Genomic DNA, 21,973 nt, shown 5'->3' on the forward strand with positions numbered 1-21,973 from the left:
AGTTATCCTTCACGTACGTCGAATTCAACGTGCCATTTCTGGCCGTTATCTCTGGCAATGGCTTCCAGATAAAGGGTACCGATCTCTGTGACGTGAGTGGCCAGCGTGACCGGGACAATCTGGCCTTCTTTCCGTCCTTCCGTGACAGGGAGAGTGACCTGAATTTCGGGAAGCTCCTGAAGTTCATCAGTTGACCATGAGTCCAGATGTGTTCCGGCCGGGTCATCCCGCCGGACGGTTGAACCGAAAAACTGAAAGTGAACCGGCTGACCGATTACCAGACCGAATTCCTGTTGATCCATCGTCACACTGGCACCTTCTTCCATGCCGAAGGGTGCAACACACATAGCTTCAAGCGGTGGTGCCATTCCCGGAATCGCCGGCATAGAACTTTCAATACCGACATAATAAGCACTGGCTAGACCGCCACGGATGCGAACACCGCTTCCCTGACGTACCACACCATAGTATGCCGCGCCCTGTGCGACTGCCAGATCGAGGTTGATACCGGTCAGTTTTCTGGCCGGATTTGTTCCGGCATCCGTCAGCCAGCGATTGACTGTTTCCAGCAGACGTTCAGCAAGTAGATCGGATTTCAGTACACCACCGTTGAGCAGAATCGCACTGGGTTGGATAAATGCCGGTGCTGTGTTGTCTTCCAGACCGGGTATACCACCAAATGGCATCGTTGATGCAGGCTCAGAAATAACACCGGCCTGTTTAGTCAGAAATGCTGCGATATGACGGGTAATTCCAGCATCCTGTGCGTATGGCAGCCCCATCTGAGTGAGCGCTCCGCGCGCTCTTTGCTGTGGATGTTCATGGATGCCAACCTGAGGGAAGAAACCATCAACCAGGGTCTGGCGAACTTCTTCCTGAGTCAGCTCGGTTTTTAAGGTCGAGCCGAAAAGTTTTGAGCTTCTGCTGGGAACAACAATAGGAACAGCCGTCAGTTCTGCATCATTGAGCAGGGCTTCTTTGGCATCGCGACAGGCATGAGTGATAGCCTGAATCTGCCAGGGTTGCAGGTCTTTGCCTTCCTGAGCCAGCTTCATTTTCAGACGATAGGCGAGGGCCAGATCCATGTTGTCGCCGCCCAGAAGAATATGCTCGCCCACGGCAACACGTTCAAGAATCAGGTTTCCGTCGCTCTCTTTGACTTCAACAAGAGATAAGTCGGTTGTACCGCCGCCGATATCAACGACCAGAACGGTATCACCAATCGTGACGTTGTCACGCCATGAATCACCATTCACATCGATCCAGCTATAGAGTGCGGCCTGCGGTTCTTCAAGCAGTGTCCGTTGATGCAGGCCGACATTCTTCGCTGCTTCTGCGGTTAAATCACGCGCAGCCGGGTCAAAAGATGCCGGAATCGTGATGGTAACATCCTGTTCAGCCAGCGGATATTGTGGAAACTGATGATTCCACGCCTGTTGCAGATGCTCCAGATAAAGCTCACTGGCCCGCAGTGGTGACAACTTGCTGACTTCTTCCGGACTTCCTGCCGGCAGGAAAGCTTCCCGGCGATTGACACCACCATGACACAGCCAGGATTTGGCACTGGCGATAAGACGGATCGGGGTTTTACTGCCCAGATTGCGGGCAATTGCGCCAACCAGAGCCTGCGGCTCTTCACTCCAGGGCAGAATGCGGGCACTGGGAGACATTTCGTGTTCATGAGGCTGATAGACAAATGAGCCTAACTGGGACAAAGACTCTACAGTTCCCGGAGCAGTCATTTGAGGCACAGGCATCACTGTAACCTGTGGGTTTTCTTGTTGCATATCGACGTAAGACAGAACACAGTGCGTGGTTCCGAGATCGATACCGACACAGTAACGTGCATGCTGTTCCATTACAGTTCCACCTCTGCCGGAGCAATCACCGACACATCATAATCTTTGGCAATCTGTGGCAGACGTATTTCTGTCACCATCCATCCTTTATGGACCAGCAAACCCTGATAAGGTGCGCTGCCGGTGACATTGCCGGTCAGGCGAATTGCCTGTGGGTTAAACCCGGCTTCCACTGTAATCCGGGTTTCCTCTGCTTCGCTGCGAACCGGTTCCAGATGCAGATATTCATCCAGCACTTTTTTCCCGCCACTGTGAATGACACGCGCAGCAGCACCCACTTCTTCATCGGAATAATGGATGATCTCTTCATTGAGAAAATCGACCAGCCGGGCTTCTTTCTGGAACAGTGCAAGGATTTGTAATGCAGAATCGGTTGATGTAGTTGCTAGTTTGGATTCAACGACTTTTTCGACGATCTTTTCTACTTCAACAACTTTTTCAACCTCAACGATTTTTTCAACCGGTTTTTCAACAATCGTCTCGACCGGCTTCTCTACAATCTTTTCTACGACTTTCGCCCGGCGACTGATAACCAGAATCAATAAAATAATTGCACACAGAGCCAGAATGGCATGGAGCATATCGAAAGTTGCCGGCATTGTGTTTAAATCGAAGTTCATATGCAATTCTCTGCTACATTAAAATGATGCGCGAATAGTAACACAGACGGGCATAAATCCATGTATGAAGTCACTGGTTTTCCCATGATTGCTATCCTATTCGCTGAATATTTGTCCATCCTGTTCGTCCTGTGGCATCCCTGATTCGCTTTTTGAAATTATTTCATTATGATCACGCCTTTGGACAAAATACCGGGTATTAGGTTATGAATTGCAATCGGGTTGTCTGCTTCGATCTGGAAATGTGTTGCTGGAATAAGAATGGCGTCGGAACGACCGGAGAGATTATTGAGATCGGACTGGCTGAAATAGCACTGGATGAAGGGAAAATCGTTAAAAGGGCACAGTACTATGTCAAACCCGAACAGGATGAAGTCTCTCTTTTTTGTGCTGAGCTGACTGGTATCACTCCCCGTAAACTGGAAAAGCAGGGACGACCACTGGCACAGGTTGTTCAGTCGATGATTAAAAATTTCGGTTCAACCAACAAAGTCTATGCGGCGTGGGGCAGAGACGACCTGATTCTGAAGCAAGAGTGTGAAGCGAAAGGGATCGAGCCGCCGATCCATGAGTTTATTAATCTGGCAACTTTATACCGGATTCAGCACCGGATGAAAGAGCGCCGTATCGGACATAAAGAAGCACAAGAGTCTGCCGGGATCGAGTGGGAAGGCCGTCAGCATTCGGGTTATGTTGATTCCTATAACCTGGCCAGACTCGCACTGAGTATGTTATAAACCGACCACGCTATAGGATGATACCCGACGATTTTCAGGATGAAGTGTCAGAGTGTTGCGACCGTGACCAGAATGACACTTCCGACAATCATTATTCCACCCACCCATTGCTGCATAGTCATTTTCTCGTGGAAGCGACGCTTGGAAAAATAGAGTGTGCCGAGAATTTCTACCTGTCCCAGAGTTTTGACCAGTGCCGGATTGATCAGTGCAAATCCGGTGAACCAGCCGATAGAACCCATCGAACTTAACAATCCGACTTTGGTACTGAGAAGTGGTGATTTCCTGACGGGTGCAAGTATGTCGCGGCACCGATAGATCTGAATACTGCATAACAGCACAGACTGTAGGGCAAGGACGTACCAGATCGTGACACCGGCACTGGTGATAATAGAGCCTTGCAGTGTATGGCTGGCGAGTGCTGCCGTAACGGAAGTCACCGCGAAGCAGAATCCGCTGCCCAGCCCGGCAAGAAATGACATATCTTTGTGAATATGGCGTAAGTTACTCAGTCTGATAGTCATGACCAGAGCGCCGAAAACACCCAGTGCAATACCACTCCAGGCGGTCAGGTTCAGCGAATGGTTGAGTAACGGAATACCGAGCAAGGCTGCCAGAACCGCTTCGGTTTTTGCCAGTAATGTTCCCAGCGCAAAACTTCCCGACTGGAAAACCCTGAGCATCAGGTAAGTTGCCAGCACCTGAGCAAGCGCACAAACGGTCGCATAGAAAAGAAATAATCCGCCGGAAGGAAAAGTGATCTGACCGACGAAGTGCCAGCATACAATGAGATAGAGGCTGACCAGCGGCAAACCGTATAGTGAACGGGCCATGGTGGCGTGCAGAAAGCCCTGCTCCTGAGAGAGTGTTTTTTGATAAGCAGTTCGGAGAGACTGACAGGTTGCAGCAAATAACGTCACAAGAATCCACATCTTCAGGAATCCTCTGTCGAAAAAGGGAGCTCAGCATAGCTTCTGGGGCGATGTTTGTAAAAAGATAAGTTTATTAAAAAAGCCACCGAATAGTGTTGATTTGACTGAAATGATGCTGATGAGTTACATCAATCAGCATCATGTTGTCAGTATTATTCGGCGATCAGGCTTCCCCATAAATCATATTCGTCGGCATGTTCAATCATGACATCGACCAGATCGCCCGGTTTTAAAGTCGTTTCATCATTGAGATAAACTAAACCGTCAATTTCCGGTGCATCGGCGTAGGTCCGGCCAATCGCTCCTTCTTCGTCCACTTCGTCAATCAGCACTTGCATTCTGGTGCCAATGCGGCGTTGTAGCTTTGCTGTACTAATTGCTTGTTGCAATGCCATAAAGCGTTCGTAGCGTTCCTGTTTGATGTCCTCAGGAATCTGTTCAGCCAGCTCATTGGCTGTTGCACCTTCGACCGGAGAGTATTTGAAACATCCGACCCGATCCAACTGAGCTTCCTGCAGCCAGTCGAGTAAGATCTGAAAATCTTCTTCGGTTTCACCGGGGAATCCGACAATAAAGGTGGAACGAATGACCAGTTGAGGGCAGATCTCACGCCATTTCTTAATTTTGTCCAGTGTACGTTCTGCCTGTCCGGGGCGTTTCATCATTTTCAGAATCCGCGGGCTGGCATGTTGAAAAGGAATGTCCAGATAGGGCAGGATTTTGCCTTCGGCCATCAATGGAATAATGTCATCGACATGTGGGTAAGGATAGACATAATGAAGCCTGACCCAAATCCCCAACTGACTCAGATTTTCACTGAGCGCTTTCAGATTCTGTCTTACCGGTGTTCCGTTCGAAAAACCCAGACTGTGTTTGGTATCAACGCCGTATGCACTGGTGTCCTGACTGATGACTAATAATTCTTTTACACCAGCGTTTTTCAGTCGTTCGGCTTCACTGAGAATTTCACCGACCGGGCGGCTGACCAGCTTACCGCGCATTGACGGGATAATACAGAAAGTACAGTTGTGGTTACAGCCTTCGGATATTTTCAGATAAGCATAGTGCTTTGGTGTCAGCTTTACACCGTGATCGGGAACCAGACTGGTATATGGATTATGTTCCGGGCGGGGCACAAACTGATGAACATGCTCCAGCACATTTTCGTAGGCGTGCGGGCCGGTAATTCCCAGAACGTTGGGGTGAACTTCCCGGATCTCATCTTCCCGGGCACCCAGGCAACCGGTCACAATCACTTTACCGTTTTCGTTCAGTGCTTCGCCAATGGCATCCAGAGATTCCTGTACGGCACTGTCAATGAAGCCACAAGTGTTAACGATAACCAGATCGGCATTCTGATAATGACTGACAATGTCATACCCTTCGGTGCGTAACTGAGTCAGGATACGTTCAGAATCGACAAGGTTTTTCGGACATCCCAGAGAGACAAATCCGATTCTGTGTCCTGACACTTGGGTGGTATTCATTTCTTCTTGTTGTGCCAGTGTTTTTTGTGCCGTATCCAGAGTTGTTGTTTGATTTGGCGTATAAGTATGAACTGTCATTGCTTTATTTTGCTACCTAATCGTTTTGTTATGGACGTTTTATACCCAAATGACCTCATTCAGCAGAAATGCTTTGAGGTGACTTGGGTATAAAAGGGCACACATTATAGCGGACGTGCAGAAATTGAACAGAAGAAGTCGCCCCTGATTGGCAGACTTTCATTCTGGAAATTAAAGTATGTATTCTGGAAATAAAAGTATGGTCGCTGGATTGTAAACCGGAGCAGCGTCTCCGGTTACAGTTTATCTGTTGCGATTAATTTTGCCCGGATGAACTCACTATGATCAACATATAAAAGTTCTGCGGTTTTACGAATTACTGCGTCTTCAAAAGGATCGATATAGCCATCGGCGTGAGCAACGCCCCACATGGCTCGAATCAGTTCAAAGCGTCGTTCCTGCGATAAGGCTCGGAGCTGAGAAGTAAAATCATATAATGAAGCGGATTCCCGGACTTGTGCCTCGGCTTGCGCCAGCAGATTTTCGGCTTCTGTCTGGGTGAGTTGACAGAGTCTGATTAACAGATGAATTTTCGCATCTTTTTCTGTCTGAGAAATTTGATGGTCTGCTCCGGAGACTTCGGTTAGTAAACAGGCTATCGCCAGTTCGGGTCTGTCTTCCTGATGACCCAGATCCTGACCGTCAAGTAATTCTTTGAAAAGGGAGGTGATAGCATTAAACATAATTTTTCTCACTGACAGATTTTTGTTACCAACTGTTGTTACCAGAAGTTAAGAAATATCACAGGGTAAACAGGAAAGAAACGTTATCGACCCAATATTACTCTTATTTTAACCTAAATGTCCTCAGGGTACAGTCTTAGTAAGCGACGTAGCTATAAGATGATGTAAAACAGTTGCTCTGTAGTAAAACGGGTTGAAAGAACGATTATTGTTCATCCTTGTTTGTTTTGACCGCGATAAATCAGTGAGGTTCACTCTACAGGCCGGTGGAATTTCAGGAAAAGTATTCTGCTGCCGACCATGAAACAGTCATTGACGAGGGAATCGGTTTTGTATTAATTTGGAGTGACTAGTCACTCCAAAATGTAATTTTATGAACAAGAAAAAACTTCAGATTGTTGAAGCGGCCATTCGTTTATTTGCCCGGGATGGTGTTGGCGTTACCACGGCAGCGATTGCGAAAGAAGCCTCGGTTTCCAACGGGACTCTGTTTAATCATTTTGAAACGAAGCAGGCGTTGCTTGATGATGTTTATCTGTTCATAAAACGGAATATGGCCGCAGAAATACTGGATGGTGTCGATTTTTCTGCCTCTGTCCGGGAGATATTTCTTGCTCAGTGGCTCTCTTTTGCCAACTGGTCTTATGATCATCTGACAGAATATCAGGCACTGAATGTTCTCCATTCATCTCAATTGCTGGGAGAAAGAGCCCGCCAGTGTGGAGAAGATTTATGGGAACCTATATTTGAGAAGCTGGCGGAAGGTCAGGAGAGCGGCACTTTGAACGCTATCAGCCCTGAACTGTTATGTATTACAGCTCAGAGCTATCTCCATGCTGTTGTCGTTCATATCAACCGGAAGAATTACTCCCGGAGCGAAGCTGAGGTCATTTTCAGAGAGGCGTTTACAATATACTGGCGTGGGATTGCATCTTCTGCATCAAATTCAGGGGAGACAGATTAACTTATGTATCGTATTGACCGGAAATTACCGGTACTTGTGACCGGAGCAACAGGATATGTGGCCGGATGGCTGGTAAAACGCTTGCTTGAATCGGGTGTGACAGTACATGCTGCGGTTCGGGATCCGAGTGATCAGGAAAAACTCAGGTATCTGAATCAGATAGCTAAATCTGCTCCGGGGACAATTCGATATTTTCAGACGGACCTGTTGGATGAAGGCTCGTATGCTCAGGCGATGGAAGGATGCAGCATAGTTTTTCACACGGCATCACCGTTTCGGCTTCAGGTCAGTGACCCGCAAAGGGAATTACTCGAACCTGCGATTCAGGGAACCCGGAACGTACTGATGCAGGCCAATGCAACATCTTCGGTCCGGCGGGTTGTTCTGACCAGTAGCTGTGCCGCAATTTATGGTGACAATGCTGATCTAACTCAGATAGAACATGGTATAGCGACCGAAGCCATCTGGAATCAATCCAGTTCTCTGAGTCACAATCCTTACTCTTTTTCCAAAACTGAAGCAGAGAAAGAAGCATGGCGTATTGCTGAACAGCAGCAACAATGGACGCTGGTCGTCATTAACCCATCTCTGGTTATGGGACCTGGCATTCATCCATATGCCACATCAGAGAGTTTCCACATTATTCGCCAAATGGGAGACGGAACAATGAAAGCCGGTATACCTGACTGGGGAGTCGGGGTTGTTGATGTTCGTGATGTGGCGGAGGCACATCTGTCGGCTGCTTATACAACTCATGCCCGTGGCCGGTATCTCATATCCGGTTATAACACCAGTTTTCCCGAAATGGCCCGGCAACTGCTGCCAAAATACGGAAGTCAGTATCCGATACCGAAGCGGGTACTTCCTAAGTTTCTTGTCTGGTTATTCGGGCCGATGGTGAATTCCGCAACAACGCGGAAAAATATTGCTCTGAATGTCGGTTATGGCTGGAAAGGTGACAATACCAAAAGTATTGGTGAATTAGGCCTGAAATACCGGCCTCTTTCTGTCACGATGAACGATTTTTTTCAGCAGATGATCGAGGCGCGGTTGCTGCACCGATAACTGTCGGAAGCATCCGGACTCCGGAAGCTAAATCTCTTCGCTATCTTCCTGTAAACTCAGTTGCTCAAGCATTTCGACAACATCTGCTGAGGTATGCTCATGTGCATAAAGAATCAGTGCGAGGATTGCATCCCGTTTATGTTCCAGAGGCGCTTTTTCCAGAAAAATCTGCATGATATGACTTTTGATCAGAGATAACTCGTGTTCGACAAAACCTCTGCCTTCTTCTTCGCCCTCGTTTTCTTCCGGAGCATTATCAAACTGACAGAACAGATAATCGTCTGAAGAGGTGACTTGTAACAGCCGTTCCGGAAGCCATATTTCTCCGGTTACGATTTCCGGATCGTTGGGTAAGGCATTAAGGATATGAATGAATTCAGAAGCTTTCACGTTATCTGTCGTCTCGTCCGGCAATTCTCTGTAAGTGTAGTGGTACTAAAAACAAAAAATGAAGGGATATGTCAGGTCATTGTTTATTGTAAGCGAATGTCCCGTTTAAAGCGCGAAATGTGTCTAAAGATCCGGCGTTTATCACATCACCGGATGAATATACATCAAAATAATCGCGCCTGCACCTGATAGGTCTGATACACCCGGATAACCTCAAAAGGAGAGATTCTGTATGCCTGTAACCTGTCTTATTCAAATCGGTATTTCATTCATATTGTCTTATTTTTTCAGCAGGCAGCGAACCGGGACGGGAAAACGGACACTCATATACCAAATTCAGTGATGAGAGTTTATTCATGTATCAGTCAAGTACTTTGGGGTTTTCCTATATCGAACAGTTTCGTTGTCTGGCCGATCAGTGTGAGAACAATTGTTGTCATGAATGGAATATCACCATTCATGAGGATCAGGTTCAGCATTACCGGAACAATTTTCCGCCACTTTATGATTTGATTGTCAGAGAAGACGATATCTACCGTTTGCGGCGGGATGAAACCGGAAATACATGTGCGGCACAGGATCAGGGAATGTGTACTGTTCACCGCGATTATGGCGAATCTCAGCTTTCTGATACCTGTATTGATTATCCCCGTTTATATCGCTCACTGAACCAGTTTTACTCACGGGCCGGTACGATGAGCTGTCCGGATATTGCCCGTCGTTGCCTGTTCGATGAAAATCCTTTTGAGTTAATACCGACACAGTTGCCGGAGAATCATCAGCATGGGAAAGGGCTGTTTCCTGCTCAGATTGAACAATTAACTCAGGATATATGGGCCCGGACGATCTCTGCTTTGATCACAACAGTACAGGATAAAGATCTGAGCATTGAAGCAACGCTGGCAATGTTGTTGACGCTGGCACCGAAGCTGGAAAGTACGCCGCGGATCGAGTGGCAGACATTGATTGAAGATGCAGGAAATCATGTCGGTTCAACGGGAGAATCCGGTGATGTGATTTCAGTGGAAGAACAGGGCAACAGAACAACCGATTTTCTGCTGGTGGTTCTGGAACATCTGGAGCGCAAAAGTATGCCTGAATCACTGCGTCAGGGAATGCTCGGTGTATTTGAAGTGCTTTCGAGGAATGAGCAGCAACGGCCCCGCTGTCGTCTTCTTCAGAGTGTAAAAGATTATTATCAGGAACACCGGGATTCATGGATCAAACATGTGCTCAAGCGTTTTGTCGCCGCAGAAATCAGCCGTAATGGTTTCCCATTTATTTCTACCACACCGGCAGGAAAAGACTATGGAACGACTCTGGAGGAATGGGCGGCTACTCTGTGCCTGAGAACGTTATCATTGCGTCTTTTCCTGACAACTTCAGCCGTTCATATAGCCACTCCTGAACAGCCGGTGCCGGATGAAGACACGATTGTCGGATGGGTTTATCGTTTTTGCCGCCGGATAAACCATGATACAACCGGTCCGCTGGAACTTCGTATGCGCCAGATGATTATGGAATCTGAAAGTACACGGTTACGTGAATACCTGGACTTCAGCCGACTCTGAAGTGGCTTTGATACAACTGGCGGATGAAAACAAAGGAGTTTTTGGTGTCATGGCCCGACAGTGATACAATCCGCCCAGTTTTAATCAGTACACAATAGGATTCGCTTTGACTTCGTCACAGCCTCAGCCTCAACAACCGCAGGCGCAACCCAATTCCCCTGATACACTTCGTCATGCTTTGAACGAATGTATGCTTAAAGACCGGTTTCGTCTGAACAAACGGATTCAGGGGGCAAACAGAATTAAAAATCCCAAGGCCAGACAGGCTGTCTTTGATGAAATCGCTCAGGAAATCGCCAAATCAATGATGACGGCCGAGCTCAGACAGCAAAGTTCTGCGACGTTGGAATATCCGGAAATTCTTCCCGTCAGTCAGAAACGGGATGATATTGCCCGGGCTATTGAAAATCATCAGGTTGTTATTGTCGCCGGGGAAACCGGTTCAGGAAAAACGACCCAGCTTCCCAAAATCTGTGCCGAACTGGGCCGGGGAACTTATGGTGTGATTGGTCACACGCAACCGCGCCGGCTGGCGGCACGCTCCGTTGCTGCGCGAATTGCTGAAGAGACCAAAACATCTCTCGGCGATTTTGTCGGTTATAAAGTTCGCTTTAACGATCAGATATCCGAACAGACTCAGATTAAACTGATGACTGACGGGATACTGCTGGCTGAGATTCAGCATGATCGGTTTCTCAATCAGTACGACACGATCATTATCGATGAAGCGCATGAGCGGAGTCTGAATATTGATTTCATTCTCGGCTACCTGAAACAGCTGTTGCCCAGACGCCCGGACCTGAAAGTTATTATTACGTCGGCAACAATTGATCCTGAACGTTTTTCCCAGCATTTTGACGGTGCACCAATCATTGAAGTTTCCGGAAGAACTTATCCGGTTGAAACCCGTTACCGGCCTTTAGCCGGTGAAGATGACAGCGAGCGAGACCAGCTTGATGGTATTTTTGACGCTGTCGATGAACTGTGTGATGAAGGACCGGGAGATATCCTGATCTTTATGAACGGAGAACGGGAAATCCGGGATACGGCAGATGCACTGAGCAAACGAAATCTGAAACATACCGAGATTGTTCCTCTGTATGCCCGTCTTTCTGCCGGTGAGCAGAACCGGATTTTCCAGTCGCATAGCGGCAGAAGAATTGTGCTGGCGACGAATGTTGCCGAGACTTCTCTGACGGTTCCGGGGATTAAGTATGTGATTGATCCGGGAACCGCCCGAATCAGTCGTTATAGCTACCGGACTAAGGTTCAGCGTTTGCCGATTGAACCGGTATCTCAGGCGAGTGCCAATCAGCGGAAAGGACGTTGTGGCCGGGTTGAAGCCGGGGTTTGTATTCGTCTTTATTCAGAAACCGATTTTCAGTCGCGTCCGGAGTTTACCGATCCTGAGATCCTCAGAACCAATCTCGCATCGGTTATCCTGCAAATGACAGCTTTGGGACTTGGTGATATTGAAGCGTTCCCTTTTGTTGAAGCGCCGGATAAGCGAAATATTCAGGATGGTGTACGCCTGCTGGAAGAATTAGGTGCGATTCAGACGCAGAATCAGGAACGTAAAAAACGTCTGACGGCTGTCGGACAAAAACTCTCCCGTCTACCGATCGATCCTCGTCTTGCCCGGATGGTGCTTGAAGCGCCAAAATGGGGATGTCTGAAAGAAGTCATGATTATTACATCCGCACTGTCGATTCAGGATCCCAGAGAGCGTCCTTCGGACAAACAGCAGTCCGCTGATGATAAACACCGGCGCTTTTACCATGAAGAATCCGATTTTCTGACTTTTGTAAATCTCTGGGATTATGTGAAACAGCAGCAAAAATCCCTGACAGGCAGTCAGTTCCGGCGTCAGTGTAAAAGCGATTACCTGAATTATTTACGCATCCGGGAATGGCAGGACGTCTATTTTCAACTGCATCAGAGTATGCATGAAATGGGGATGAAGCTGAATGAAGAACCCGGTAGTTATCAAGGGGTTCATACGTCGATTCTGGTTGGTCTGCTTTCTCATATCGGGATCAAAGATCTGGAAAATAAAGAATATCAGGGAGCCAGAAATGCCCGTTTTCATATTTTCCCGGCTTCAGGTCTGTTTAAGAAGCAGCCTAAATGGGTTATGTCGGCCGAGTTGGTGGAAACCTCGAAGCTCTGGGCCAGAGTTGTCGCAAAAATTCAGCCGGAGTGGGTAGAACCGCTGGCACAGCATTTGATCAAACGGAGTTATAGTGAGCCGCACTGGTCGAAAAAGCGGGCTGCGGTCATGGCTTATGAAAAGGTTACGTTATTCGGTATACCGATTGTTGCAAAGCGTCTGGTCAATTATGGTCCGATCGATTCGGTTCTCAGCCGGGAGATTTTTATTCGCAGCGCGCTGGTTGAAGGCGACTGGGAAACCAGGCATGCATTCTTTAAACAGAACCGGAAATTGTTGCAGGAAGTCGAAGAGCTTGAACACAAATCAAGACGCCGGGATATTCTGATCGATGATGAGTCCCTGTTCCAGTTTTATGATCAACGGGTCGGAACTGAAGTTGTCTCCGGGCGCCATTTTGATTCCTGGTGGAAAACGGCCTGCCGGGAGAATCCGGAGCAGCTCCATTTTGAAAAAGAGATGCTGCTGAGAGGAGATGCGAGTCATGTCACTGAGCTTGATTATCCGAACTTCTGGCATCAGAACGGTATTAAACTCAAGCTCAGCTATCAGTTTGAACCCGGTGATGACAGCGATGGTGTCACTGTTCATATTCCTTTGGCGGTGTTGAACCAAATTGAACCGGTAGGCTTTGACTGGCAAATTCCGGGGTTGCGTCATGAGCTGGTGGTCAGCTTAATCAAGTCATTACCGAAAACAGTGCGGAAGAACTTTGTACCGGCACCGAATTATGCTGATGCATTTCTGGCCCGGACAACAGCGATGGAGCTGCCATTGCTGGATGCGCTGGAAAAAGAGCTGAAACGGATGACAGGTGTAACCGTATTACGGGAAGACTGGCATGTTGAACAGATTCCTGATCATTTGAGAGTTACTTTCCGGGCGGTCGATCATCACCATAAAAAGCTTAGGGAGAATAAGGATCTGTTCGAACTGAAAGAGAGCCTGAAGGATAAGGTGAAAGAAACCCTGTCACAGGTTGCTGATGACGATATTGAACAGAAAGGGTTACATACCTGGAGTTTCGGTGAACTGCCCCAGGTTTACCAGCAAAAAAGGGGCGGCTTTGATGTAAAAGCCTATCCGGCATTGGTTGATGAACGGGATAGTGTTGCGATTCAGTTGTTTGAAACGGAGCAAGAGCAGCAACTTGCCATGCGAGGGGGTGAACGGCGGCTGATTTTGCTGAATGTTCCGTCTCCGGTGAAGTATCTGCATACGAATTTACCGAATAAATCCAAACTGGGACTTTATTTTAACCCTTATGGCAAAGTGCTGGATCTGATTGATGACTGCATTGCCTGCGGTATCGATAAATTAACCGAAGAGCAGGGCGGGCTGGTCTGGCAGGCTGAAGCTTTTGAAGCGTTAAAAGAGCATGTTCGTGCTGAACTGGGAGATACTGTTGTTGATATTGCTAAACAAGTTGAAGAAATCCTGACAACTGCCTACCAAATCAACAAGAAACTGAAAGGAAAGGTTGATTTTACGATGGCATTTGCACTTTCGGATATCAAAGCTCAGATTGAAGGGCTGATTTTCAAGGGCTTCGCGACGGAATGCGGTTGGAAAAAGCTACCGGATATCCTAAGGTATATGAGAGCAATCGAGCGCAGACTGGAGAAATTACCTATTGATCCGAATAAGGATCGGCTGCATATGCTGAAAATAGAATCGGTGACACAGGACTATCGGGAGTTGTTGAACAAAATCCCGAAAGGTGTGGCAATACCGGAAAATGTTAAGGAAATCCGCTGGATGATTGAAGAATTGCGAGTGAGTTTTTTCGCACAACAGCTTGGAACACCTTACCCGGTTTCTGATAAACGTATCAAAAACGCAATCAGCGAATGTTAGAGCAGGTCTGTTTTTTGCATATTGAGAGTGAGTGCAGAAAATTCTGTTAAATTTTTGGCGATAGGCGGCAATGTGATGCCGTCTGATACGACCATCGATGGAAAGTAGAGAAGGTTCATCATGAAAAAGACATTAATTGGATTGGCACTGCTGGGTGCTTCAACATCTGCCTTTGCAGACTCATGGATTTATGGCGGAGCCTCAGTCGGACAGTCTGACTATAAAGGTGAACATGGTACTGCTTATAATGTCCATGTCGGTTCAGGTATCCTGCCATTGATTGGACTGGAAGCAGGTTTTACTAAGTTTGAAGAGATCGATACGTCTGCGACAGATAAAACCACAGCAAGTACAGTTTATTTTGCGATTAAGCCTAGTGTCGATTTTGGTCCGCTACATATTTATGCCAAAGGCGGACTCCATTCCTGGGATGAGAAGGTCAATGGTGCCAAAGTTGATGATGGTGTTGATATTATGTACGGTGTCGGTGCCGAATATTTCCTGATGGGGCCGGTCTCAGTCGGCGCAAGCTATCAGACTTATGTTCTGGGTGATAATGACATGAAAACTTTCAACCTCAACGCGACATTCCATTTCCTTTAATCACATTTTATTTTTATATAAGCCAGCATTTTGCTGGCTTTTTTACATTCAGAGCCTTTCGCTATCTGTGGTTATCCAGCCAGTTTTTCAGTTTATCTATCTGTTGTAATGTCTGAATCATTTCCTGTTCGTTCCAGTCGGCGAACATTTCTGCCATCCGGGGTGCAAAGCTCTCGTAGGCGGCAGCAAGTTTTTCCAGTCCTTTGTCATTCACGGTGATCCACTTTTTTCTGCCGTCAAATGCATCTTTCTCTATATCAATCAGACCCATTTCATCAAGTTTATTGATGACTTTGGTTATGCCTGGCTGATTCATTTGCATCACTTGTGCAAGCTGACTGATGGTACATGGCTGCTCCTTATGACGGGAAAAATGAGTCAGTACATGAAACTGAGACTGGTTTATGCCATGTGGTGCCAGCTGTTTAGTTAAGAAACTGTCTGTAAGTTGATGAACAATTCCTAATGAAATAAATAACTTATTGGATAGTTCTTTTTTATTGAGTGACATTTCGGATAAGACTCCTTGAAACTATATTCCTTGAAATTACATTCCTTGGAATGTATATTTATATTCCAAGGAATGAATTTTAGCAGACTAATCCAGAGGAGAACAGAGATGAATAGACGTCAATTTATTCGGGTGATAGGTGCCGGAACGGTCATATTTGCCGCTTCTTCATTGATGATTGAACAATTTAGTTCAGGGAATCGACAGGCTTTAAGGCCTCCGCTGAAACATTCAGATCTTCGTGAAACCTTGCTTGGTTATGCGATGTTATGCCCGAATCCTCATAACAAGCAGCCCTGGAAGGTCGCATTCATCGGGAAAAATGTCATTCGTCTGTATGTAGATGAGGAAAGGCTGTTACCACAGACCGATCCGGTTTACCGACAAATACATATCGGGCAGGGGACATTCATTGAAACTTTAGTGATTGCTGCCAGCCAGTTCGGTATTTGGGCTGAAGTCGTTTATTTCCCATTGGGAGAGTATGACAATCAAAGTCTCGAAGCCTTACCTGTTGCAGATATCACTCTGATTCCTGACACTCATATTCAACCTGACAAATTATTCTCTCAATTGTTGACCCGCCAATCCACAAAAACACCTTATTCAGACGAGTCATTTGATACAGCGCTACTGGCAGAAGTACTGGATGTAGTGCAGGAGGAGCAATTCGGACTTAATATGATTCACCGGGAACAGGATAGGGCTGCGATGAGAAATTACCTGACTCAGGCCATGGAGATTGAAGAGAGTGATCATAGGAGAAGTCTGGAAACAATCGCAATGTTTCGTTTTAATGATCAGGAACTTGCCGAATACCGGGATGGTTTCGGGCTTGAACAGAATGGCATTGTGGGTGTGAAGAGAAAGCTGGCGGAGACATTTTTTATCAGCCGGGAAAAAGCTGAAACAGATCCAGAAGCTTTTGGCCGGGAAAGTGTTCAGCAAGTCCGGAAAATCGTTGCGAATACACCCTATTATGTTTTGCTTTCCAGCCATGATAATCAACGTACAACACAGCTCCGGATTGGAAGGGTCTATCAGAGAATTAATCTGCTGGTGAATTCACTGGGATTGGCCATGCATCCAATGAGTCAGATTCTTCAGGAATATGATGACATGCTGACGTTACAGGATGAGTTTAAACAACATTTTGGAATCAGCCATAGTGATACTGTGCAGATGTTGTTCCGATTAGGAAAAGCTGAAGCAACACCTTTAACACCGCGCCGGGAGATTGGTGCGATTATCATATAGAGATTCTGCGATGCGACATTGGTGGATTTTGATGTGGATCGGATGAAGTCGGCCCCATATCTGGGGGAGTGAACCATCTTGGTCCAAGGCCATAGATACGGGGCAGACAGGCAGTGTAATTGAGGCTTAGAACAGGTATTTAACCCGCAGACGTGCGCCACTGTCTGTGTTGTCGGAATCTTTTACGTCAGAGTAATAGGCACCGACATATAGCGCCAAGTCTTCAACATCCATGATATTCGCGAATTTATAGGATGAATAGACAGTTTTAACTTCTGAAGTTGTTCCGGTGTCAGTTTCACCGTATACATAGGCGATAAAGAAGTTTTTATACTGGGCATTAATGCCGTATGTAGTATCTTCCTGTACTGTTGTATCAAAGTCACGGGTTGCATAACTAACGTTCATGTTGAAGTCGCCAGTTGCATAATTCAGTGTTGCACCGTAGCCGGCAAAATCGTTAGCCGCATCTTCAGAATCAGCCGTAGCGTTAACTTCAGCACCAGCAGATAATTTCAGTGAATCGGTCAGTGTGACTGCGACGACCGGGCGGAGGAAAACAGCATTGTTTCTTGCGCCTATATTGTCATCATTATTTTCCATGAAGTTTGTGCTCAGCTCGAAATAGACGCGCTCAGTTGTTTTGGAAAGGTTGATTTGACCATTATCACTACGACCACGAGCATACTTAGTCATATATACATCCTGAGCATAGTTGACCACGGTATCCTGACCTGCCGGGAATAAGTCGTATGCTTCAAAACGTCCTAGTTTGATTTCCCAGTCAGCTTTCTCACCGATTGCAATCCAGGCATCATCAGCAGTGATATCACCGTCCAGATGAAGCAGTGTCTGAGCATTGGCACTGATATAGCCATTGCTACCTACATCACGCATGCCGGAAACGCCAATCAAAAGACGACCGGTTTGATCATAAGTTGTTGTATCCGGACCTGATACTTCTTCATTGCGATAGTTGGTATCAAACTCCACATCTCCGCTGATCGCAAAAGTTCCCATATCGTTTGTAATACTGGTTCCGGCGTTGACGTTTAGTGCTGCAGAAGTTAGTAGGGCGACAGCCGATAATTTCAAAATACCACTTGCTTTCATCGTTATACTCCATAAATGTTGCTAAGTTTTGTCCCGGTAGCGATTTATTCCGCGATTATTATTTTCCGGGGGATACAACCATTGATTGAATTTGATTTCATCCTGGTGATGGTTTTGAAGATTACATTTGTTATTTGAATGAAACTTTCGGTTGGATCACCTTTTGGTATCGTTCCCAGTTTTTGTGCTGTGAAATTTGATTACCTTCATATAATTGACTTTGTAATTAGTAATTGATGCTGATTATCTATAAAGTTGATCGATTTCTCAGTATGAATTCATGCTTTTTTACCGTGAATTTCCAGCTATATTGCTTGTTTTATTGCTTAACACGGATGGGAACGTTGTCATTTTTGCTGTTGGTGCCAGCGGCAATATAGGTAAATGGCGGGTTATTGAAAGGTATAAAATAAAAACCGCCTCAAATGACAGATTTGATAAGCGGTTTCTTTATTTACTCGAAGGAGCAGCTTGAATTCCGTCCAACATGTTTGCCCTTCAATCTAGTGAAGGGCAGATATTACAAATAACGAGTTTTTTATAAATAACGAATTCCTTATAAATAACGAGTAGTTAAATGCTCTTTGAAGTAGTATGCATTGAGTGTCTCACCCGTTGCCTGTTTAACCAGTTCATCTGTGAGGAATAAGCTCCCTTTACTCCAGATTTTTTCAGATAACCAGTCAAAGACTGGTGTTAAATCTCCGGATCGGATCGCGTCATCTACATTAACGGTTTTCTTCATAGCTGCCATAAACTGGGCAGCATACATGGCGCCGAGTGTGTAGGAAGGAAAATAACCAAATGAACCATCGGTCCAGTGGATATCCTGCATACATCCCTGACGGTAATTGCCCTGAGTTGATAAGCCCAGATAATCCTGCATTTTCTGGTCCCATAGCTCCGGGACATCACGATATTCGATCGCTCCGTTCATAAGATCGCGTTCGATTTCATAGCGCAGGATGACATGAGCAGGGTAGGTTAATTCATCAGCATCAACCCGGATAAAGTCTTTTTTGACTCTGGAATAAAGTCTTTGCAGGTTTTCAACAGCGAATACCGGATCATTGTGAGCATTAAAATGCTGTGTAGCCAGGCGAGCCAGATGCGAGATAAACAACGGATTCCGGCCAATCTGCATTTCGAAGAAGAGAGACTGCGACTCATGAATTCCCATTGAACGGGCTTCTCCGCCGGCTGTGCCTGCATAGGATTTGGGTAATCCCTGCTCATAACGGGCGTGTCCGGTTTCATGAACAATCCCCATCAGCGACTGAACAAATTCCGTTTCGTTATAGCGTGTCGTGATGCGTACATCGCTTGGGACTCCGCCACAAAATGGATGAACGCTTTCATCGAGACGACCGTGATTAAAATCGAACCGGAGTAGTTTCATCACATCTAATCCCAGTGCCTTTTGATTGGCACACGGATAGTTGCCCTGCGGCATGATAACGGATTCACCTGATTGCTTTTCAAGGACATGGTTAATCAATTCTGGCAGCCAGGATTTAACATCATTGAATAAATGGTCCAGAGCTTCACTTGATGCGCCGGGTTCATAAATATCCAGCATTGCATCATAAGGCGTTTTTCCGGTGGCTTCTGCCCGAATTTGTGCCTCTTCCCGTGAAAGTTTCACCACTTCTTCCCAGTTAGCAGCAAACCCTGTCCAGTCATTTTCCTGTCGTTGTGCACGCCAGGCATGTTCACACCGGGCTCCGGCGATCGATTTTGCCTGAACCAGTGATTCAGGCAGGACGGTGGCCTGTTGCCAGCCCCGTTTCATTTCCCGAAGGACGGATTGCTGGTCTGCTGATAACGAGGCTTGTTCTGCCTGTTCAAACCATTCAGCAAGCTGAGGCTGATTCATCAACTGGTGAATATGGACATGTAATGCTGCCATCGCCTGAGCGCGTGCTTCAGCACCACCGTTTGGCATCATTGCTGCCTGATCCCATCCGCATATTGCAGAAAGATGATGGAAGTTGGAGATGTTTTTCGCATGTTCGACCAACTGATGATATGCGTCCATAGATTCAGCCTCTGTTTCAAGTGGTGATAAATGAACTAAAAGGGTATACCAAGATGTTGTGAAACACACAATGATTTTTAAATTTTATGACTTATTGATTTTTATATAATTTTTCTATTGTTCGGTTGAATTGTTAAGTGACTCTCAAAAGTGATCCAAAACGCAAAATATGGGAGTCATGATGAGATGAATATTGATAATATCGTTTGATTTATTCATATGAGTTTACAATTATTCTCAAAAGAGATTTTTACGGTAGAAATAAGCTGCTTACTGGATCTCAGAGGAGCCCATGGGAGAATCTTTTTATTCTCCGGTATAGTAAGGAATGATAATGACAGTCGCTTTCAGTTCTCTCATCAGTCATCACGATCACATCATGATTAAACGGAACTTACCCGGTTTGCTCTTTTGTATGAGACGAGGCTGAGAAGATGAGTGCATTTCAAACGGAGCAGGCAATACCTGATATGACACCGGAGGATTCACGCTGTTGCCTCTATCTGTTTGTCGATGGCAGACAAGTTGCTCCCTATAGCCGTTCGAACTTTCCCGACGATGATATTGTCGAATCTGATGCAGTTTATCTACATGAGTCAGATGAAGAGCCTTCACCGTATCTGTTAGCCGCAGATTGTTCGATCAGGCAATGGTTCCTCGCACAACAAGAAGGGTGTGGCGGTTTTTTCTTCACTTCATTCTGGTCTATCCGGAAACTACGTGAACACTTCAGACAACTGATACAGGTACAGTCTCCATATGGTACGGGAAGCTATCTCAATATGGCTCATCCAGAAGTGGCATGGACTCTGCTCAGTTCATCATGTTGCTGGTTCTGGCGACCGATAGAAAAGGCTTGGCTTCCGACTCACTCAGGATGGAAAATCCTCTCACGTTTCGACGCTGAACCAATGATAGAGGTTCCACTGCCGTTACAGTTAACACCGTGGCAATGGCAGAGACTGGACCACATTGCGTGGAGGAACCTTCTGAAAGTGGTATACCATCATGTTCAGCATCACTTCCCTGAGATTTTGTTTCAGCAGGAACGTGGTGATTTATGGATAGAAGCTCATGCGCAGATTGCCCGTCAGAAGGGATTCATCACACCTCATGACCAACTAAATTACTTTAATATCATTGGATTACTGGGAGAAACTGCGGTTACCGGAGAGCAGTATCCGGAAATTTATCGGTTACTTCATTTTCCTTCGCCTGTTCTGAAGACCCCCGGACAGCGGGTGCGTCATGCTGCCCGGCTGGCAGAACAATACGTTCAGAGAGATTGACGAATGAGTTATTAATAGTTTTGTCTTGTGAATGTTTATGCGGAATTATATCTAATTTTTATGGGTTTATTTTTGCTAAATTTTAGTTGAGTGGACAATTTTAAGAGAAGGTTCCATGCTGTAACCGATTGTTTTGAAATAGATCTGATTATTGATTTGATTCTTTTTTTGTTATTGAAGTCAGTTGATTGAAATGCATAATCAATCACTTGTCAGCATCATAAAAAACAATAGAGGTGATAAGATGAAAGTAAGTCAGCTGGTTAAAGCAGTGAGTCTGCTTGCTCTGGGGGCAGTATCGACAATGGCTGCCGCAGAATCAAAAGTATCGTGGGAAGAAATGATTCCATATTCACGCGCACTTTCCAGTGTCAGTTCGGTGACAAATGCACTTGAAAACGGCGCTCAGGTTAATGCAACGGTTGATCTGTCACAATGTGCACGTCAGGGCGGGGGAGCAACGTCAGAAACCAAAGGTGGTTTAGTTGTCTCTCCATTCCGGATTCAGGGAAATGGTATGCTTTCATTCTCTGATTCTCACTTTACCGTTTCAAGCCGGACGAATTCTCCGATCATGCAGTTCCTTCGTTATCAGGTAGCTCCGGAAGGTGGAATTACGGTGACTTCGTACATCTATACGGTGCCTGATTACAGTCTGTTGAGTCAATCGGCGTTTGATTGTCAGATCAACGAAGGTGTTAATTTTTACGCGGCATACTAATTTACGTTGCATATTAAGCTGTAGCGTT

Annotated in this window: 18 protein-coding genes; 9 read left to right on the plus strand and 9 right to left on the minus strand. The window is 46.1% G+C overall.

Going from position 1 to position 21,973, the window contains the following annotated elements; translation table 11 throughout:
- Positions 1-2: 2 nt before the first annotated feature.
- Together OCU74_RS07735 and OCU74_RS07740 are read right to left on the minus strand one after the other, a co-directional pair.
- Complete coding sequence (locus tag OCU74_RS07735; protein WP_087479172.1) at positions 3-1,859, minus strand: Hsp70 family protein; 1,857 nt, start codon at positions 1,857-1,859, stop codon at positions 3-5.
- Entirely contained in the window at positions 1,859-2,479 is a 621-nt protein-coding gene (locus OCU74_RS07740; protein WP_087479173.1) for a DUF2760 domain-containing protein, read from the minus strand. The genes OCU74_RS07735 and OCU74_RS07740 overlap by 1 nt, the downstream gene beginning before the upstream one ends.
- A gap of 206 nt (positions 2,480-2,685) precedes the next feature.
- On the opposite strand from OCU74_RS07740, the gene OCU74_RS07745 reads away from it, so the two are divergent.
- Positions 2,686-3,216 (plus strand): 3'-5' exonuclease, encoded by a 531-nt coding sequence (locus OCU74_RS07745; RefSeq protein ID WP_087479174.1) that lies wholly within the window; start codon positions 2,686-2,688, stop codon positions 3,214-3,216.
- 47 nt (positions 3,217-3,263) lie between these two features.
- Here OCU74_RS07745 and OCU74_RS07750 read toward each other — a convergent pair whose 3' ends face one another.
- The 3 genes from OCU74_RS07750 to OCU74_RS07760 form a co-directional block, all read right to left on the minus strand.
- On the minus strand, positions 3,264-4,148 hold the full coding sequence (locus OCU74_RS07750) for an EamA family transporter (RefSeq protein ID WP_087479175.1): 885 nt from the start codon (positions 4,146-4,148) through the stop codon (positions 3,264-3,266).
- A gap of 152 nt (positions 4,149-4,300) precedes the next feature.
- The gene (gene rimO / locus OCU74_RS07755) at positions 4,301-5,713 is read right to left on the minus strand and encodes a 30S ribosomal protein S12 methylthiotransferase RimO (RefSeq protein ID WP_087479176.1); all 1,413 of its coding nucleotides are present in this window, start codon (positions 5,711-5,713) and stop codon (positions 4,301-4,303) included.
- 236 nt (positions 5,714-5,949) lie between these two features.
- Positions 5,950-6,396 (minus strand): tellurite resistance TerB family protein, encoded by a 447-nt coding sequence (locus OCU74_RS07760; protein ID WP_087479177.1) that lies wholly within the window; start codon positions 6,394-6,396, stop codon positions 5,950-5,952.
- Positions 6,397-6,769: 373 nt separating this feature from the next.
- Between OCU74_RS07760 and OCU74_RS07765 the strand changes: the two genes are divergently transcribed.
- Both OCU74_RS07765 and OCU74_RS07770 read left to right on the plus strand, forming a co-directional pair.
- The gene (locus OCU74_RS07765; protein ID WP_087479178.1) at positions 6,770-7,360 is read left to right on the plus strand and encodes a TetR/AcrR family transcriptional regulator; all 591 of its coding nucleotides are present in this window, start codon (positions 6,770-6,772) and stop codon (positions 7,358-7,360) included.
- Between the two features lie 3 nt (positions 7,361-7,363).
- On the plus strand, positions 7,364-8,425 hold the full coding sequence (locus OCU74_RS07770) for an NAD-dependent epimerase/dehydratase family protein (protein ID WP_087479179.1): 1,062 nt from the start codon (positions 7,364-7,366) through the stop codon (positions 8,423-8,425).
- 27 nt (positions 8,426-8,452) lie between these two features.
- Here OCU74_RS07770 and OCU74_RS07775 read toward each other — a convergent pair whose 3' ends face one another.
- Positions 8,453-8,815: a VC1380 family protein gene (locus tag OCU74_RS07775; protein ID WP_087479180.1), complete on the minus strand. Its 363-nt coding sequence runs from the start codon at positions 8,813-8,815 to the stop codon at positions 8,453-8,455.
- Between the two features lie 356 nt (positions 8,816-9,171).
- Between OCU74_RS07775 and fliB the strand changes: the two genes are divergently transcribed.
- From fliB to OCU74_RS07790, 3 genes are all read left to right on the plus strand, one after another.
- A complete protein-coding gene (gene fliB, locus OCU74_RS07780; RefSeq protein ID WP_087479181.1) occupies positions 9,172-10,386 on the plus strand; it encodes a flagellin lysine-N-methylase in 1,215 nt (404 codons plus the stop codon).
- A 106-nt stretch (positions 10,387-10,492) separates the two neighbouring features.
- Positions 10,493-14,413, plus strand: coding sequence for an ATP-dependent RNA helicase HrpA (gene hrpA, locus OCU74_RS07785; protein WP_087479182.1), 3,921 nt, complete (start codon positions 10,493-10,495; stop codon positions 14,411-14,413).
- A 120-nt stretch (positions 14,414-14,533) separates the two neighbouring features.
- Entirely contained in the window at positions 14,534-15,016 is a 483-nt protein-coding gene (locus tag OCU74_RS07790; RefSeq protein ID WP_087479183.1) for an outer membrane beta-barrel protein, read from the plus strand.
- Between the two features lie 61 nt (positions 15,017-15,077).
- Here OCU74_RS07790 and OCU74_RS07795 read toward each other — a convergent pair whose 3' ends face one another.
- Positions 15,078-15,527 carry a MarR family winged helix-turn-helix transcriptional regulator gene (locus OCU74_RS07795; RefSeq protein ID WP_087479184.1) on the minus strand — a complete coding sequence of 150 codons (450 nt, stop codon included), beginning with the start codon at positions 15,525-15,527 and terminating at the stop codon, positions 15,078-15,080.
- 108 nt (positions 15,528-15,635) lie between these two features.
- On the opposite strand from OCU74_RS07795, the gene OCU74_RS07800 reads away from it, so the two are divergent.
- The gene (locus OCU74_RS07800; RefSeq protein WP_200807643.1) at positions 15,636-16,784 is read left to right on the plus strand and encodes an Acg family FMN-binding oxidoreductase; all 1,149 of its coding nucleotides are present in this window, start codon (positions 15,636-15,638) and stop codon (positions 16,782-16,784) included.
- Between the two features lie 126 nt (positions 16,785-16,910).
- Here the strand turns inward: OCU74_RS07800 and OCU74_RS07805 are convergent, their stop codons facing one another.
- Positions 16,911-17,897 carry a carbohydrate porin gene (locus OCU74_RS07805; protein ID WP_087479185.1) on the minus strand — a complete coding sequence of 329 codons (987 nt, stop codon included), beginning with the start codon at positions 17,895-17,897 and terminating at the stop codon, positions 16,911-16,913.
- Between the two features lie 556 nt (positions 17,898-18,453).
- On the minus strand, positions 18,454-19,935 hold the full coding sequence (locus OCU74_RS07810; RefSeq protein WP_087479187.1) for a carboxypeptidase M32: 1,482 nt from the start codon (positions 19,933-19,935) through the stop codon (positions 18,454-18,456).
- Between the two features lie 434 nt (positions 19,936-20,369).
- On the opposite strand from OCU74_RS07810, the gene OCU74_RS07815 reads away from it, so the two are divergent.
- Positions 20,370-21,224 carry a DUF4123 domain-containing protein gene (locus OCU74_RS07815; RefSeq protein ID WP_087479188.1) on the plus strand — a complete coding sequence of 285 codons (855 nt, stop codon included), beginning with the start codon at positions 20,370-20,372 and terminating at the stop codon, positions 21,222-21,224.
- A gap of 244 nt (positions 21,225-21,468) precedes the next feature.
- Entirely contained in the window at positions 21,469-21,945 is a 477-nt protein-coding gene (locus tag OCU74_RS07820) for a VirK family protein (protein ID WP_159457371.1), read from the plus strand.
- Positions 21,946-21,973: the final 28 nt, after the last annotated feature.

This window comes from Vibrio mangrovi, from assembly GCF_024346955.1.
GTDB lineage: Bacteria > Pseudomonadota > Gammaproteobacteria > Enterobacterales > Vibrionaceae > Vibrio > Vibrio mangrovi.